The following is a 16,066-nucleotide window of genomic DNA, read 5'->3' as shown; positions in this document are numbered from 1 at the left end:
ATCAGCGGTCGCCGTCGGTCGCGCGGCGGCGCATTTCGTCGAGCGCGGAATCGAAGCGCGCGTCGCCGGCCCGGATGTTCTCGATATAGACCTCCCACGCCTCGACACCCTGGCGAGCGGCGATCAGTTCGCCCGGCCGCAGCGCGAACGCGCGGTCCTCGTCGCGGGTGCGCAGCTTGGGCGGCGTGAACAGCACCAGCATTTCACCGCGCGCGAAGACGTCCTTTGCCAGCGCGACACGGCGCGACGCCGCCGCCGGGCCGATCGAACCATTGGGCGTGGTGACCCGGCCAGTCAGTGAATCGACGCCGGTGTAGAGCGCCGGATCGCGCGGGTTCTGGCCGGCCTCGATCAGATCGTCGATCTGCGCCATCACCTCCTCGCGCCGCTGCGGTTCTTCGAGCAGCAGCGGGAACACCGCGGCGTTGAGACGTTTCGCGTAATCCTCGAAATTGAGCTTCACCCGCATCGCCACCGCCTCGTCCGTCACGTTGCGGCCCAACGCGTCGAAGGCCTGGACGGCGCGCCCCACCTCCTCGATGGCCACTCTGGCCAGCAGCGCGGCGCGCGCGTGGTGATGGTGACGCAGCAGCAGCGGCACTTCGTGCAGCAGCTGACGTGCGTTGTCGATGGCCACGTCGCGGATGGTGCGCAGCAGACGGGAACTGAGGGGGATGGTGGCGAAGGATGCGGACGACACGGCTTTGCTCCGGTTACGCAGATGGACATACCGGCTTGTGGCCGGCGGTCGCAGATCAGCATACCCAGCACGCTTCGACGCGTCCAGATGCCGGCGCGCCTGTGCGGACAGGGTCAGCCGGCGAGCGCGCGCTCGATGAAATGGCGCGGCACGCGCGTCTTCGGCACGCGGCCGCCGAACCAGGCGCGCACGTCCTCGTCCAGACCGATGCCGTGCATGTAGTTGTACAGCGCCTTGTTCAGCGCGGCGCCCATCGCGTCGTGGTCGGTGCCGACCGGGTCGATGAAGCCAACGTCGTTCTTCGCAAAGGTGACCGGCGGCAGCGGCAGCAGCTGTACGCCGTAGTCCTCCGGGTGCATGCCAACCGGTGAATGCACGGTACAGGCGAAGCGGTGGAAGAAGCCGCTCTGGATGCAGCCGTGCTCGAACAGCTGGCGCACGTATTCGAGCGCATCGACCGTGTCCTGCACCGTCTGCGTCGGAAAGCCGTACATCAGATAGGCGTGCACCAGAATGCCGGCGTCGGCGAAGCCGCGCGTGACGCGCGCGACCTGCTCGACCGACACGCCCTTCTTCATCAGCTGCAGCAGCCGGTCGCTCGCCACTTCCAGTCCGCCGGAAATGGCGATGCAGCCGCTGCCGGCCAGTTCCAGGCACAGCTCCGGCGTGAACGACTTCTCGAAGCGGATATTGCCCCACCATGAAATGCTCACGTCGCGCCGCTTCAGTTCGGCGGCGAAAGCGCGCAGCGACTTCGGCGGCGCCGCCTCGTCGACCAAGTGGAAACCGGTCTGCCCGGTCTCGGCGATGATGGCTTCGACGCGATCGACCAGCGTGCTTGCACTGGCCGCGTCGTAGCGCGAAATGTAGTCGAGGCTCACGTCGCAGAAGCTGCACTTCTTCCAGTAGCAGCCGTGCGCCACCGTGAGCTTGTTCCAGCGCCCGTCCGACCACAGCCGGTGCATCGGGTTGAGCATGTCGAGCAGCGACAGGTAACGGCCCAGCGGCAGACCGGCCCAGGTCGGCGTGCCGACCTCGTCGAACGGGATGTCCGGCTCGACGAAGTTCACGTACTTCACCGCGCCATCCGGTTCGCGCAGGAAAGTGCGCACCAGTCGCTGTCGCGAGCGTCCACCGGCGAGGTGGTCGAGCAGCGCCAGCAGCGGCCGCTCGCCGGCGTCCAGCGTCACGTAATCGAAGAAGTCGAACACGCGCGGCTCGCTCAACTCGCGCAGTTCGGTGTTGACGAAGCCGCCGCCGAGCACGGTGACGATGGACGGATCGACCGCCCGTATCGTCTGCGCGATGCGGAAGGCCGCGTACACCGCGCCGGGAAAGGGCACCGACAGCAGCACCACCCGCGGCGCGTGGCGTGCCAGCGCCTCACGCGTCAGTCGGTCGAGCGCGCCGTCGACCAGGGTGGGCGTGGCAGCGAGCGCCTGCGCCAGCGGGTCGAAGCTGGGCTGGCTCTGCGCCAGCGATTCGGCGTAGCGGACGAATTCGAAGCGCGGATCGACGGCTTCGCGTATCGCGTCGGCGACGTCGTTCAGGTAGAGCGTCGCGAAATGGCGCGCGCGGTCCTGCACGCCCAGCGCGCCGAAGGCCCAGGCCAGCGGATCACCGCCGTCCGGGTCGATGTAGGCCTCCAGCGACTCGAAGCGCGGCCCTTCGGGCAGAAAGCCGCGCGACACGATGCGGTGCGCCAGCGTCGGATCGCGCCCCTGCAGGAAGGCGAGCACCGGCGCCATGGTCGCCGCGTAGCGCGCATGCTGCGCCGCGAAACTGGCCGCGGCGCGCGGGCGCTTCTTCTGCGGCAGCGCCTCGCAGGCCTCGCGCAGCGCCACCAGACCGTCGCGCGACAGCAGGTCCAGCACCAGCGCCAGCGCCAGATCCTCCTGCACCGCATCGACGCCGCGCGAGCGCAGAAAGCCGGTCAGGTAGGCGGTGGAGGGATAGGGCGTGTTCAGCTGCGTCATCGGCGGAATGACGGACAGCACACGGGGCGACGGGGTGGTGGAAGCGGGCGCGCTCATGATGGATACGGCGGTGCGACAAGCCGCGCAGCGTACCCGAAGGCGCGCCGATCCGCGCAATACCTCACGACTGACTGCTCGCAGCATCGGTGACCACGCTTCGTTCCCAAATATTTACTCGGCAATTCCCTGCGCCCCCCTAACATCACGGCGATACGAGCGAGAAGGTCCGACGACGCCGTACCGAGGAGAGAGGCCACGATGCCCGAATCACCTACCCAAGCCGGGCCGCTGTCCGTCGCAGTGCTGATCGAGGCACTGGCGGCCGATGCCGGTGACCGTGCGGCGCTGATGCGCAGCGACGGCAGCAGCCTGTCGCGCGCCGAGCTTGCCCGATGCACCCGCCTGCTGGCGCAGCGGCTCCGCGCGCTCGGCATCGCACCGACCGACCGGGTGGCGGTGCTCGCGCCCAATGGCATCGACATGGCGCTGGCCGTGCTGGGCACGATGCGCGTCGCCGCCTGCGCGCCACTCAATCCGCAGTACGGACCGGCCGAACTGGCCTTCTACCTGGACGACCTCGCGGCACGTGCGCTGGTCGTCACCGGCGACAGCCCGGCGCTGGCGCGCGAGATCGCGGCGCAGCGCGGTCTGCCGGTGATCGAGGCGGGCGAAGCGCTGTGGGCGACCGGCGACGCGCCGCTGCCGCCGACACCGGCGTCCGACGACATCGCGCTGGTGCTGCACACCTCGGGTACCACCTCGCGTCCGAAGCAGGTTCCGCTCAGTCACGCCAACCTCGCCGCATCGATGGCCCACATCGTCGCCGCGCTGCAACTCGGCGCCGACGACTGCGCACTGAACGCGATGCCGCTGTTTCACATCCACGGTCTGGTCGCCGGCCTGCTGGCGCCGCTGGCCGCCGGCGGCCGCACCGTGTGCGCACCGGCACTGCGCCTGCCCGATTTCTTCGACTGGCTCGATGCCTGCGGCGCCACCTGGTATTCGGCGGTACCGACCATGCACCAGGCCGTGCTCGCCGCCGCCGACGGACGCCGGCCGCAACGCCCGCTGCGCTTCGTGCGCTCGTCGTCGGCGGCGCTGGCGCCGGCCACGCTGGCCGCGCTCGAAGCGCACTTCGGCTGTCCGGTGATCGAAGCCTACGGCATGACCGAGGCGGCACACCAGATGGCCAGCAACCCGCTGCCGCCGGCCGCGCGCAAGCCCGGTTCGGTCGGTCTGCCGGCCGGCCCGGAAATCGCCGTCATCGACGCCGCCGGTGCGCTGCTGGCCACTGGCACGCGCGGCGAGATCGCCATCCGCGGCGCCAACGTGATGCGCGCCTACCACGCCAACCCGGAGGCCAACCGCAGCGCCTTCAGCCACGGCTGGTTCCGCACCGGCGACGAAGGCTATGTCGACGTCGATGGCTATCTGCACATCACCGGACGGCTGAAGGAAATGATCAACCGCGGCGGTGAGAAGATCACGCCGCGCGAAATCGACGAGGCGCTGCTCGCTCACCCCGACGTCGCCCAGGCGGTCGCCTTCGCGGTGCCGCACGCGACGCTGGGCGAGGACGTCGCCGCCGCCGTCGTGCCGCGGCCGGGCAGCACCATCGGTCCGGAGGCCCTGCGCGCATTCCTGTTCGACCGGCTGGCCGACTTCAAGGTACCGAGCGAGGTGCTGCTGCTGGCCGAAATTCCGAAGGGACCGACCGGCAAGGTGCAGCGCATCGGTCTGGCCGAAAGACTGCAGGCGCTGCGCACGCCGGACTTCGTCGCGCCGCGCGACGTGGTCGAGGACATCCTCGTCCAGTGCTGGCAGGAAGTGCTGGGCGGCGACATCGGCGTGCACGACAACTTCTTCGCGCTCGGCGGCGACTCGCTGAAAGCCACCCGCGTGGCCGCCCGCATCGTGTCGGTGCTGCCGGTCGAACTGCCGACCGCGCTGCTGTTCCGCCACCCGACAGTGGCCACCCTCGCCGACGCGGTACGGCAGACACTGGACCCGTCGGTGATCGCCGAAATCGAACGCATCCTCGACGAACTGGCGCCGCTGCCCGCGGCCGGCGACGAACGGGATGCGCACCCCGTCTGATCGGAAGCGCCGGACCGACGCGGTGCTCGACCGCATGGCCGCGCTCGCGCCGGCGCATCGCGACGCCCTGCGCGACGCGTTGCAGGCGCGCCGCGTACGCGGTCACGACGCGGTCGCGCAGGCGCTGGCCGCACTCGGCGTCACCCATCTGTACGCAATGCCCGGCCTGCCGATCGACGAGACGATCGGCGCCTGCGCACGGGCCGGCCTGACCGTCACCGGCGCCCGTCACCAGCAGGCGACGGTGATGATGGCCGCCGCCCACAACTACATCGCCGGCCGCCTCGCCGCGGTGGCCATGGTGTCCAGCGGCGTCGCGGTGACCAATGCGATGACCGGCGTGCAGGTCGCGCAGGACAATGGCTGGCCGGTGCTGCTGCTTGCCGGTGCGGTCGAGCAGGCCGCCGCCGGCATGGGCGCCTTCACCGAACTGGACGGCATGCGCGCGATGCGTCCGCTGGCCAAGGACTGTCTGTGCGCCGGCAGCACCGCCGACATCGGCCGCACATTGACCGCCGCCGCCCGCATCGCCTGCGACGGACGCCCGGGCGCCGTCCATGTCGACCTGCCGGAAGACAGCCTGAGCGGCTTCGCCGTCGCTGCACCTATGGACATCGGCGCACCACCCGCCGACACGCCGCCGGACACCACTGCCCTCGATCGCACCGCCGACCTGCTGCTGGGCGCGCGCGCGCCGCTGCTGGTGTTCGGCAAGGGCGTGCGCTGGGACGACGCCTACCGTCCGCTGCGCGCGCTGGTCGATCATCTGCAACTGCCCTTCGTCGCCTCGCCGATGGGCCGCGGCCTGCTGCCGGACGATCACCCGCTGTCGCGCACCGCCGATCAGGGCCGCGCGCTGGCCGCCGCCGACTGCGTGCTGCTGGTCGGCGCCCGGCTGAACTGGACCTTCCGCTACGGCGCAGAAATCCGCCGCGGCACGCCCATCGTGCACATCGACTGCTGCGACGCCGCCTTCGCCGAAGGCCCGCCGCGCGCGCTGACGCTGGCCGGTCGCGCCGGCACGCTGCTGCCGGCCCTGCTCGACCGGATCCGGCAGCGCCAGCCTCTTCCTGCGACGGCGCCGGACAGCACGGAGTGCGTCATCGCAGCGCCGCCGGCCGCAGCCACCGACCAGCCAACACCGGACGAGGTCGCGGCGGCACTGGCCGCCACACTGCCCGCCGACGCACTCACCGTGCTCGACGGCAACGTGACGCTGCTGGCGGCACAGAAGCACATCGTCGTCCGCCAGCCGCTGTCGCGATTGACGCCGGGCACCAGCGGGTGCATGGGCAGCGGCCTGCCATTCGCGATCGCCGCCGCGCGCGCCGGCCGCGGCCGGCCGGTCGTGCTGGTCACCGGCGACATGGCGCTGGGTCTCAATTTCTTCGAGCTCGAAACGGCCGTGCGGCACGGACTCAAGCTCGTCGTCATACTGCTGAACAACGACGGTCCGTCCGGCGAACGCCGTCAGCGCAAGGTTCTTCCGGCCGGCCACGGCGAGCGCCTGCTGGCCTACCGCCAGGGCCTGCGCTACGACCTGATGGCGCAGCAGCTCGGCGTGCGCATCGAACAGGCAGACGGTCCGGCGACGCTGCCGGCAGCACTCGCGCGGGCACTGGGCGGCGACGGGTCGGCATTGATACAACTACAGGTCGATCCGCTGGCAAGCTGATCGCGAGGGGGAGCGCATGAGGATGCGTCGTGGGTGATATCGGCAGACAGGATGCCCTGACCGGCGGACCGGTCGCACGGGCCGGGCGGCTGGACAGCGCGCGCTTCGATGCCTTGCGTGCGCGCATGCAGGCGGCCTCGGCGACGCCGTCGCAGCTGCGTGCGCATCCGCGCGCGGCCGATGGCGAACCCTGTTCCTGCGAACAGGCGCGCGCGTGGTTCCTCGAACAGTGGGAAGGATCGAGCGCGCTCTACCACGTGGTGAGTCGCTGGCGACTCGACGGCGCACTCGCCGAAGCAGCGCTGCAGCAGGCGCTCGACGCGCTGGTGGCACGGCACGAATCACTGCGCACCGGCTTCCCGGCCCTCGACGGCGAACCGGTGCAGCGCATCGCCGCGCACGCGCACTGTCCGCTCGAGCGCATCGCCGCGGCCGACGCCGACGCGCACGCGCAGTGCCCCTTCGATCTCGAACAGCCGCCGCTGCTGCGCGCCGCGCTGTGGCACGCCGACGACGGCGCGCAGAGGCTGCAGCTGGTGACCCATCACATCGTGTCCGACGGCTGGTCGCAGGGCGTGCTGCAGCGCGAGCTGGGTGCGCTGTACGCAGCCGCGCTGCGCGGCGACGATGCCGCACTGCCGCCGCTGCCGCTGCAGTACGCCGATTTCGCGCGCTGGCAGCGCGAACGCCTGCACGGCAGCGCTTACGGCGCACTGCTCGGCTACTGGCGCGACACGCTGACCGGACTGCCGCTGCTGGCGCTGCCGACCGACCGGCCCCGCCCGGCGCAGCCGGACTACCGTGGCGCCACGCTGGATTTCCGTCTCGACGCCGCACTCACCGGCAAGGTACGCGCGCTCTCCCGCCGCCACGGCTGCTCGCTCTACATGGCGCTGCTGGCCGCCTTCAAACTGCTGCTGGCACGCTGGAGCGGACAGAATGACGTCGTCGTCGGCACGCCGGTGGCCGGTCGCGGCCAGCCCGAACTCGACCACCTGATCGGCTTCTTCGCCAATACGCTGGTGCTGCGCACCCGGCTCGACCTGCAGGCCGGCGTCGCCGATCTGCTCGACCGCGTTCGCGCGAGTGCACTCGGCGCCTTCGACCACGCAGCGATGCCGTTCGAGAAACTGGTCGAGGAACTGAAGCCGCCGCGCGACCCGGGGCGCAACCCGCTGTTCCAGGTCATGTTCGCGCTGCGCAACGCGCCGCGGGCCGATCTGCAGCTGCCCGGCGTCGACGCGCAGCCGCAGGCGCTGCGCAGCGACATTGCCAAGTTCGACCTGACGCTGGAGCTGAGCGAACACGACGACGGCATCAATGCACAGATCGAATACGCCCGCGCACTGTTCGACGCAGCGACCGCGGCGCGCATGGCGGACCACTACCGCAGCCTGCTCGAAAGCATGGTGGCCGACGACGGTCTGCCGGTCGGCCGGCTGCCGATACACGCCAGCGATGCGGCGCGCGACGGCAAGGACGCCGCCGTCGATTACCCGGCGGACGCCACGCTGGCATCGATGTTCGCGCAGCAGGTCGCACGATCGCCGGACGCCGCTGCGCTGGCCTGCGGCGACCGGGTGCTCGGCTACGCCGAGCTGAATGCGCGCGCCAACCGCCTCGCCCACCGGCTGCGCGCACTCGGCGTCGGGCCGGACCGCTGCGTCGCGGTCAGCATGACGCGCAGCTTCGAACTGGTGATCGCGCTCATCGCCATCCAGAAGGCAGGCGGCGCCTACCTGCCGATCGACCCGGACTATCCGGACGCGCGCATCGACTACATGCTGGACGACACCGCCGCGCCGGTGCTGCTGACCGAGCGTGCGCTGGGCGCACGCTTCGCCGCGCGCGCCGCGACGGTGATCTGCCTCGACGACGACGACTGCGCCGACATGCCGGCGCACGACCCGGCGCCGCTGGCCGGGCCGCGCGACCTCGCCTACGTCATCTATACCTCGGGTTCCACCGGCCAGCCCAAGGGCGTGATGATCGAGCACGCCGCCATCTGCAACCACATGTACTGGATGCTCGCCACCTTCGGCTTCGACGCATCCGACCGCATGCTGCAGAAGACCGGCATCTCGGCCGATGCCTCGGTATGGGAGCTGCTCGCGCCGCTGTTCTGTGGCGCCTGCATGGTGCTGGCCGAGCCGGGCAGCCAGCGCGATCCGTCGTCGCTGGTGCGACAGATGCAGGCACAGCGCATCACCGTCATGCAGGTGGTGCCGTCGCTGCTGCGCGCACTGCTGGCCGAGCCAGGCTTCGCCGCCTGCGCGGCGCTGCGGCAGATGTTCTGCGGCGGCGAAGCGCTGGAAGCGCCGGTGGTTACCGCCTTCTTCGCGCGCAGCACGGCGCGTCTGCACAACCTGTACGGCCCGACAGAGGCGGCCATCGACGCCACCTGGTGGACCTGTGATGGCGCGCCCGGCGCGCAGGTACCGATCGGCCGGCCGATCAGCAACATGCAGGCTTACGTACTGGACGAAGCGATGCTGCCCGTGCCGGTCGGCGTCGCCGGCGAACTGTATCTGGGCGGCATCGGTCTCGCGCGCGCCTACCTGGGCAAGCCGGCGCTGACCGCCGAACGCTTCGTCACCGATCCCTTCGACCCGCGCGGCGGTGCACGCCTCTACCGCACCGGCGACAGCGTCATCCGGCGCGCCGACGGCGCACTGGTGTTCGTCGGCCGCGTCGATCACCAGATCAAGCTGCGCGGCTTCCGCATCGAACCGGGCGAGATCGAAGCCGCGCTGTGCGCCGACGCGACCGTCGAGCAGGCGGTCGTCGTCGCACGCGAAGAGCGTCTGGTCGCCTACGTGACCGGCGCCGGGTACCGGCCGGACGCCGCCGCGCTGCGCCGCCGACTGCAAGACAGCTTGCCGGCGCATCTGGTGCCAGCCGCCATCGTCTTGCTCGACGCGCTGCCGCTGACTTCGCACGGCAAGCTCGACCGTAACGCGTTGCCTCAGCCCGACTCCGCCGCAGCCGGTGACGACGCGCCGCGCACGCCGCTCGAATGCGAACTGGCGGCGCTGTGGGCCGAGGTACTGGGCCTTCCGGCAGTCGGCACGCGCGACAGCTTCTTCGACCTGGGCGGCCACTCACTGCTCGCCGCGCGACTGGCGGCGAGGCTGCGCGCCCGCTTCGGCATCGACGTGCCGCTCGGCGCCTTGCTCGACGCACCGAGCGTGCAGGCGATGGCGCGCTGGCTGGACGGCCGGACCGCGGTGACCGCGAACGACACGGCGACACTGCACGCACTGTTCGAAGCACAGGCGGCGCGCACGCCGGACGCGGTGGCGCTGGTGCACGCCGGACGCACGCTGAGTTACGGCGAGCTGAATGCGCGCGCCAACCGCATCGCGCACGCCTTGCGCCGGCGCGGTGTCGGCGCCGACACGCCGGTCGGCGTGCAGCTCGAACTGTCGTGCGACCTGGTGGCCGCGGTGCTCGGCGTACTGAAATCCGGCGGCGCCTACCTGCCGCTGGATACGCGCAATCCGCCGGCACGCACGCTGTGGATGCTGGCCGACGCCGGGGCGACGCTGCTGCTCACCACGCGCACCACGGCATTGTCGGAGGCCCCGGGCGTCACTGCGCTCCACCTCGACGACGAAGACTGGCTGCGTGACGAGCCAGTGCACGACCCTGAGCACGACCCTGAGCACAACCCTGAGCACGACGGCACGGCCGACACCCTGGCCTATGTGCTTTACACCTCCGGCTCGACCGGCACGCCCAAGGGCGTCATGGTCGGTCACGCGGCGATCGGCAACCGCATGCGCTGGCTGGTCGGGCAGTTCGGCATCGGCGCTGGCGACGCCATGCTGGCGCATGCCTCGATCGGCTTCGACGTGTCGGTCGGCCAGCTGTTCGCCTGCCTGATCGCCGGCGGCCGCTGCGTGCTGGCCGGCGACGCGCTGCGCAGCGATGCCGCCGCACTGATCGAACTGAGCCGGCGTGAGCGCGTGACGCTGTGGGATTTCACGCCGGCGCTGCTGCGCCTGCTGCTCGACGAACCGGCGCTGCCGGAATGCCGCACGCTGCGCCATGTGTTCTGCGGCGGCGAAGCGATGGATGCCGCGCTGGCGCGCACCTTCCGAAGCCGCTGTCGAGCAGCGCTCCACAATATGTACGGCCCGACCGAAGCGGCCATCGACGCCACCTTCTGGACCTGCAGCGACCGCGACGGCGACACGCCACCACCGATCGGTCACCCGATCGCCAACGCGAGCGCCCACGTGCTCAACGAGCGGATGCAGCCCGTGCCGGTGGACGTCGAAGGCGAGCTCTATGTCGGTGGCGCCGGCCTCGCCCGCGGCTATGTCGGACGGCCCGAACTGACGGCCGAACGCTTCGTACCCGACCCCTTCGACCCGACGCCCGGCGCCCGCCTCTACCGCACCGGCGACCGCGTGCGCCGGCGCGCCGACGGCGCGCTGATGTTCGCCGGGCGTGCCGATCACCAGATCAAGCGGAATGGCGTGCGCATCGAACCAGGCGAGATCGAGGCCGCCCTGACGGCCCTGCCCGGCGTGCGTCAGGCCGCGGTCATGGCACAGGCCGATGGTCAGCGTCTGGTCGCCTGGGCCGGCGGCCGCGATCTGGATGCCGCCGCGCTGCGCGCCGCACTCGCGCGCATGCTGCCCGCCAGCATGCTGCCGAGCGCCATCGTCGTACTCGAACAGCTGCCGCTGACCACCAACGGCAAGATCGATCGTGACGCGCTGCCGCCACCCGACGACCACGCCACAGCGGGCACTCACGCCGTCGCGCGCACGCCGCTGCAGCAGACGCTGGTCGAGCTGTGGGCGGACGTGCTTGACCGGCGCAGCGTGGGCATCGACGACGACTTCTTCGCGCTCGGTGGCCACTCGCTGCTGGCGGCACGTCTGGTCAGCCGGTTGCGCACGCTGCTCGACCAGCCACTGCCGCTGCGCGCGCTGTTCGAGGCACCCACCGTGGCGGCGATGGCCGCCCGTCTCGAAGCGCTGCGTGACGACGCTTCGCCCGCACACCCGATCGCGCAACCGTCGACCGGCGGGCTCGAAACAGCCTGCGCACATGCGCAGGCGGGCCTGTGGTTCATCGAGCGGATGGGCACCCGCGGCGGGCTCTACCACATCGTCAACCGCTGGCACATCGCCGGCGAACTCGACGTCGATGCGCTGCAGCGGACGCTCGACGCGCTGCTCGCCCGACAATCGGCGCTGCGCACCGGCTTCGTCGAACGCGAGGGACGACCGCATCTGCGCATCGACGCCGACGCGCGCTGCGTCGTCGAGCGGATCGCCGCGGCGGACGCCGACGCGCACGCCGAGCGCCCTTTCGACCTGACGCAGCCGCCGCTGCTGCGTGTTGCACTGTGGCGCGACGACGAAGGCGCCGAGGTGCTGCAGACGGTCATCCATCACATCGTGTCCGACGGCTGGTCGCAGGCGGTGCTGAACCGCGAACTGGGTGCGCTGTACGCCGCAGCGCGCCGCGGTGGCCACGCCACGCTGCCTGCGCTGCCGCTGCAGTACGCCGACTACGCACGCTGGCAACGCGCGCTGCTGGACGGCCCGGCCGGCGAGCGCCTGATCGGCTACTGGCGCCAGCAGCTGGACGGCCTGGGCGCGCTCGAACTGCCGACCGACCGGCCGCGGCCGAAGCACGCGGATCACCGCGGCGGCAGCGTCGACTTCGCACTCGACGCGTCACTCACTGCCGCCCTGCGCGCGCTCGCGCGTCGCACCGGCTGCACGCTCTACATGGTACTGCTGGCGGCCTTCCAGCTGCTGCTCGCACGCTGGAGCGGACAGGACGACATCGCCGTCGGCACACCAATGGCCGGCCGCGCCCAGCCCGAACTCGACCACCTGATCGGTTTCTTCACCGACACGCTGGTGCTGCGTACCCGCATCGATCTCGACGCTGACGTGCGCGCACTGCTGGAGCAGGTCAGAGCGACCTCGCTCGGCGCCTTCGAGCACGCCGAACTGCCCTTCGACCGTCTGGTCGAGGCGCTGCGGCCGCAGCGCGAAGGCGGCCGCAATCCACTGTTCCAGGTCATGTTCGTGCTGCAGAACGCGCCGGCCGAAACGCTGACGCTGGCGGGTGCATCGACCCGCGCGCTGCCGGCGGCACGGCCGGTGGCGAAGTTCGACCTGACGCTGGACCTGACCGAAACCGCTGACGGTCTCGCCGCGCAGTTCGCCTACGCCACCGCACTGTTCGATCGCGGCACGCTGGAGCGCATGGCCGGTCATTACCGCCAGCTACTCACCGCCATGGTGGCCGACGAAGGCAGCGCCGTCGGCCGCCTGCCGCTGCTGACGCCGGCCGAACGCCAGCGCCTGCTGATCGACCGTAACGACACCGCCTCCGACTACCCGGCGGAGGTCACGCTGGCGTCGCTGTTCGAAGCCCGCGTCAGGCAGGCGCCGGACGCCCCGGCGCTGATCAGTGGCGAACAGGTGCTGAGCTACGGCGAACTGAACGCGCGCGCCAACCGGCTCGCCCACCGGCTGCGCGCGCTCGGCGTCGGGCCGGATTGCTGCGTCGGTCTGTGCATGGCGCGCAGCGTCGAGCTGGTGGTCGGCGCGCTGGCCATCGTCAAGGCCGGCGGCGCCTACGTGCCGCTGGATCCGGCCTGGCCGGCGGCGCGCATCGCCCGACTGCTGGGCGACACACGGTCCGCGTGGGTGGTCGCCGGGCACGAGGGCGACACGCCCCTCGATGGCCTGGCGGTGCAGGTGCTGCACGCCGACGACGCGACATTGCAGGCCGAACCGGCCTCCGATCCGCCGCCGCTGGGCAACAGTCGCAGCCTGGCCTACGTCATCTACACCTCAGGTTCGACCGGCCAGCCCAAGGGCGTCATGGTCGAACAGCGCAGCATCGCGCGGCTGGTGTTCGGTTGCGACTACGCGCACTTCGACCCGGACGAAACCTTCCTGCTGCTGGCGCCGATGGCCTTCGATGCATCGACCTTCGAACTGTGGGGTGCGCTGCTGCACGGCGCACGCTGCGTCATCCATCCGGAGGCAGCAGCGACCGCCGCCGGTCTCGAAGCGACGATCGAACGGCACGGCGTCAGCACGCTGTGGCTCACCGCGGCGCTGTTCAACGCGGTGATCGACGAACGGCCGACGGCGCTGCGTGGACTGCGCCAGCTGCTGACCGGCGGCGAGGCGCTGTCGCTGCCGCACGTGAAGCGCGCGCTGGCGGCCCTGCCGGGCGTCGCGCTGATCAACGGCTACGGGCCGACCGAAAGCACCACCTTCACCTGCTGCCAGCGCATTCCGAACCCGCCGCCAGAAGACTGGGCCGCCATTCCGATCGGCCGGCCGATCGCCAACACCACGGTCTACATCCTCGACGCGCAGGGTCAGCCGGTACCGGACGGCGTCGAAGGTGAGCTGTATATCGGCGGCGCCGGTCTCGCCCGCGGCTACATCGGCGCGCCCAGGCTGACCGCCGAGCGTTTCGTCGCGCCCGCCTTCGCGGATTGCCCGGACGCACGCCTGTACCGCACTGGCGACCGCGTGCGCTGGCGCCACGACGGCAGCATCGCCTTCGTCGGCCGCAACGACCAGCAGATCAAGCTGCGCGGCTTCCGCATCGAACCGGGCGAGATCGAAGCCGCGATCGCTGCGCTGCCCGGTGTGAATCAGGCCGCCGTCATGCTGCGCACCGCAGCCGACGGCGAGCGCCGCCTGTTCGCCTGGGCAAGCGGAGAGCGCTTGGACGGCGCAGCGCTGCGCGTACAGCTCGCGCAGACGCTGCCGGAATTCATGCTGCCGTCCGCCGTGGTCGCGCTCGAACGCATGCCGGTGACCGCCAACGGCAAGCTCGATCGCGCCGCACTGCCGGCGCCCGACGCGCTCAATGCGCCACGCACGAGGCGAGCGCCCACCGATGCGGCCGAGCGCCACCTGCTGGCGATCTGGGAGTCGCTGTTCGGGCGCGATGGGCTGTCCACCGACGACGACTTCTTCGCCATCGGCGGCCATTCGCTGCTCGCCGTGCGTCTGGTCGACGCGATCGAGCGCACCTTTGGCGTACGCCTGCCGCTGGACACCTTCTGGTTCCGCGGCAACACCATCCGCGACATCGCCGGCCTGCTGCGCGGCGCCGGCGTACCGCTGCGCTGGCCGGTGCTGGTGCCGATCCGGCCCGGCGGCACGCGCCGTCCGCTGTTCTGCGTGCACACGATAGGCGGCAACCTGTTCCACTACTACGAACTGGCGAAGGCGCTGCCGGACGGACAACCGGTCATGGGACTGAACGCGGTCGGCGTCGGCGGCGCCGAGCCGGCGCGCAGCCGCATCGCCGACATCGCCGCCGACTGCGTCAGCGCGATGCGCAGCGCGCAGCCAGCAGGGCCTTACCGCCTGCTCGGCTTCTCCAGCGGCGGCACCGTCGCCTACGAGATGGCGCAGCAACTGCGCGCGGTCGGCGAGCAGGTCGACTTCCTCGGCCTGCTCGACACCTGGGCGCCCGGCACCTACCTGCGCGCACCGGACGGGAGTCTGTTCGATCGCCTCATCGCGCCGCTGCGCCCCTACACCGACCGACGACGCCTGCAGCACCTCGTCTGTTCGCTCACCGGTCTGTCGCCGCGCCGTTTCCCGGACGCCGCGTCGGCGCACTGGTGGGCGCACTGGAGCTACCGCCCGGCCACCTATCCCGGCCGCGTCGACCTGTACGTCGCCGACGCGTCACGGCTGGAGGCGAGCGCGCCCTGTCTCGGCTGGTCGAGCCGGGTCACCGGACCGCTGGTACAGCACCCGGTGGAAGGCAGTCACGGCCTGATGGTGAAGCCGCCGCGCGTGCGCGAAATCGCACAGATGCTGCGGCAGCGACTGGATGAGCTCGATGCCGCCACCGACTGACGGTACACCCGCGCTGGCGGTCGACGAGGTCCATCTGTGGCTGGCGCGGGTGGACGACGCGCCGCCGACCGACACGCTCGCCACCTGGCTGGACGACGCCGAACGCGTCCGCCTTGCCCGCTTGCAGCGCGAAGAGGACCGCGCACTGTTCGCACTCGCACACGCGTCGCTGCGCGACGTGCTGGCGCGCAGCCTGGGCATCGCCGCGCGCAGCGTGCAGATCGACTGCGACGCGCACGGCAAGCCCCGTCTCGCCACCGTCCACGCCAGCGATCTCTGCTTCAACCTGGCGCACGCCGGCCGGGCGGTACTGATAGGCATCGCCCGCGGCCGCGAACTCGGCGTAGACATCGAAGCCGTGATCGCGCACGACGACCTGCGCGCGGTGGCGGAACAGGTGTACTCGGCGGACGAGAGAGCGGCGCTCGACGTCTGCCCGGCAGCAGCGCGCACCGATCTCTTCTACACGCTGTGGACGCGCAAGGAAGCCTGCCTGAAAGCCTGGGGCTGCGGCCTCGACGGCCCGCTGCAGCAGTTCAGCGTGCACGCCGCCGCGTACGACGACGTCGCCGCTCCGGCCGGCAGTGCCTTACCACCACTGCACTGCCGCGACCTGCCGGCGCCGCCGGGACATGTCGCGGCGATCGCCGTCAGCGGAGGACCGACGACGGCGGTGTGCAGGCGCTGGCATGCGTAGCGCCGTTGCCTTCTTGCGCCGCTGGGCGCGGCTTCGCTGCGG

General features: G+C 71.1%; 6 protein-coding genes. 4 read left to right on the top strand and 2 right to left on the bottom strand.

Annotation, left to right across the window (positions count from 1 at the left end; translation table 11 throughout):
• Position 1: 1 nt before the first annotated feature.
• Both WDZ97_RS17385 and WDZ97_RS17380 read right to left on the bottom strand, forming a co-directional pair.
• Complete coding sequence (locus WDZ97_RS17385; protein ID WP_425763589.1) at positions 2-700, bottom strand: AbiV family abortive infection protein; 699 nt, start codon at positions 698-700, stop codon at positions 2-4.
• Between the two features lie 113 nt (positions 701-813).
• Positions 814-2,697, bottom strand: a complete 1,884-nt coding sequence (locus WDZ97_RS17380) for a B12-binding domain-containing radical SAM protein (RefSeq protein ID WP_425763666.1) — start codon at positions 2,695-2,697, stop codon at positions 814-816.
• 237 nt (positions 2,698-2,934) lie between these two features.
• On the opposite strand from WDZ97_RS17380, the gene WDZ97_RS17375 reads away from it, so the two are divergent.
• The 4 genes from WDZ97_RS17375 to WDZ97_RS17360 are packed head-to-tail and all read left to right on the top strand — an operon-like array spanning position 2,935 to position 16,024.
• Positions 2,935-4,773, top strand: a complete 1,839-nt coding sequence (locus WDZ97_RS17375; RefSeq protein ID WP_425763588.1) for a non-ribosomal peptide synthetase — start codon at positions 2,935-2,937, stop codon at positions 4,771-4,773.
• On the top strand, positions 4,757-6,448 hold the full coding sequence (locus WDZ97_RS17370) for a thiamine pyrophosphate-binding protein (RefSeq protein WP_425763587.1): 1,692 nt from the start codon (positions 4,757-4,759) through the stop codon (positions 6,446-6,448). Before WDZ97_RS17375 ends, WDZ97_RS17370 begins: the two co-directional genes overlap by 17 nt.
• Positions 6,449-6,477: 29 nt before the next feature.
• Positions 6,478-15,327, top strand: coding sequence for an amino acid adenylation domain-containing protein (locus WDZ97_RS17365; RefSeq protein WP_425763586.1), 8,850 nt, complete (start codon positions 6,478-6,480; stop codon positions 15,325-15,327).
• Entirely contained in the window at positions 15,311-16,024 is a 714-nt protein-coding gene (locus WDZ97_RS17360; RefSeq protein WP_425763585.1) for a 4'-phosphopantetheinyl transferase family protein, read from the top strand. Before WDZ97_RS17365 ends, WDZ97_RS17360 begins: the two co-directional genes overlap by 17 nt.
• Positions 16,025-16,066: the final 42 nt, after the last annotated feature.

It is taken from the genome of Methyloversatilis sp. MC4-4 (genome assembly GCF_049843555.1).
Lineage (GTDB): Bacteria > Pseudomonadota > Gammaproteobacteria > Burkholderiales > Rhodocyclaceae > Methyloversatilis > Methyloversatilis discipulorum_B.
Note: the sequence above shows the minus strand (reverse complement) of the source record. Positions and strands in the feature narration are given on the sequence as shown.

Coding starts and splice junctions, on each gene's coding strand:
- WDZ97_RS17360 (WP_425763585.1), top strand. CDS start 15,311: ATGCCGCCACCGACTGACGGTACACCCGCGCTGGCGGTCGACGAGGTC.
- WDZ97_RS17375 (WP_425763588.1), top strand. CDS start 2,935: ATGCCCGAATCACCTACCCAAGCCGGGCCGCTGTCCGTCGCAGTGCTG.
- WDZ97_RS17370 (WP_425763587.1), top strand. CDS start 4,757: ATGCGCACCCCGTCTGATCGGAAGCGCCGGACCGACGCGGTGCTCGAC.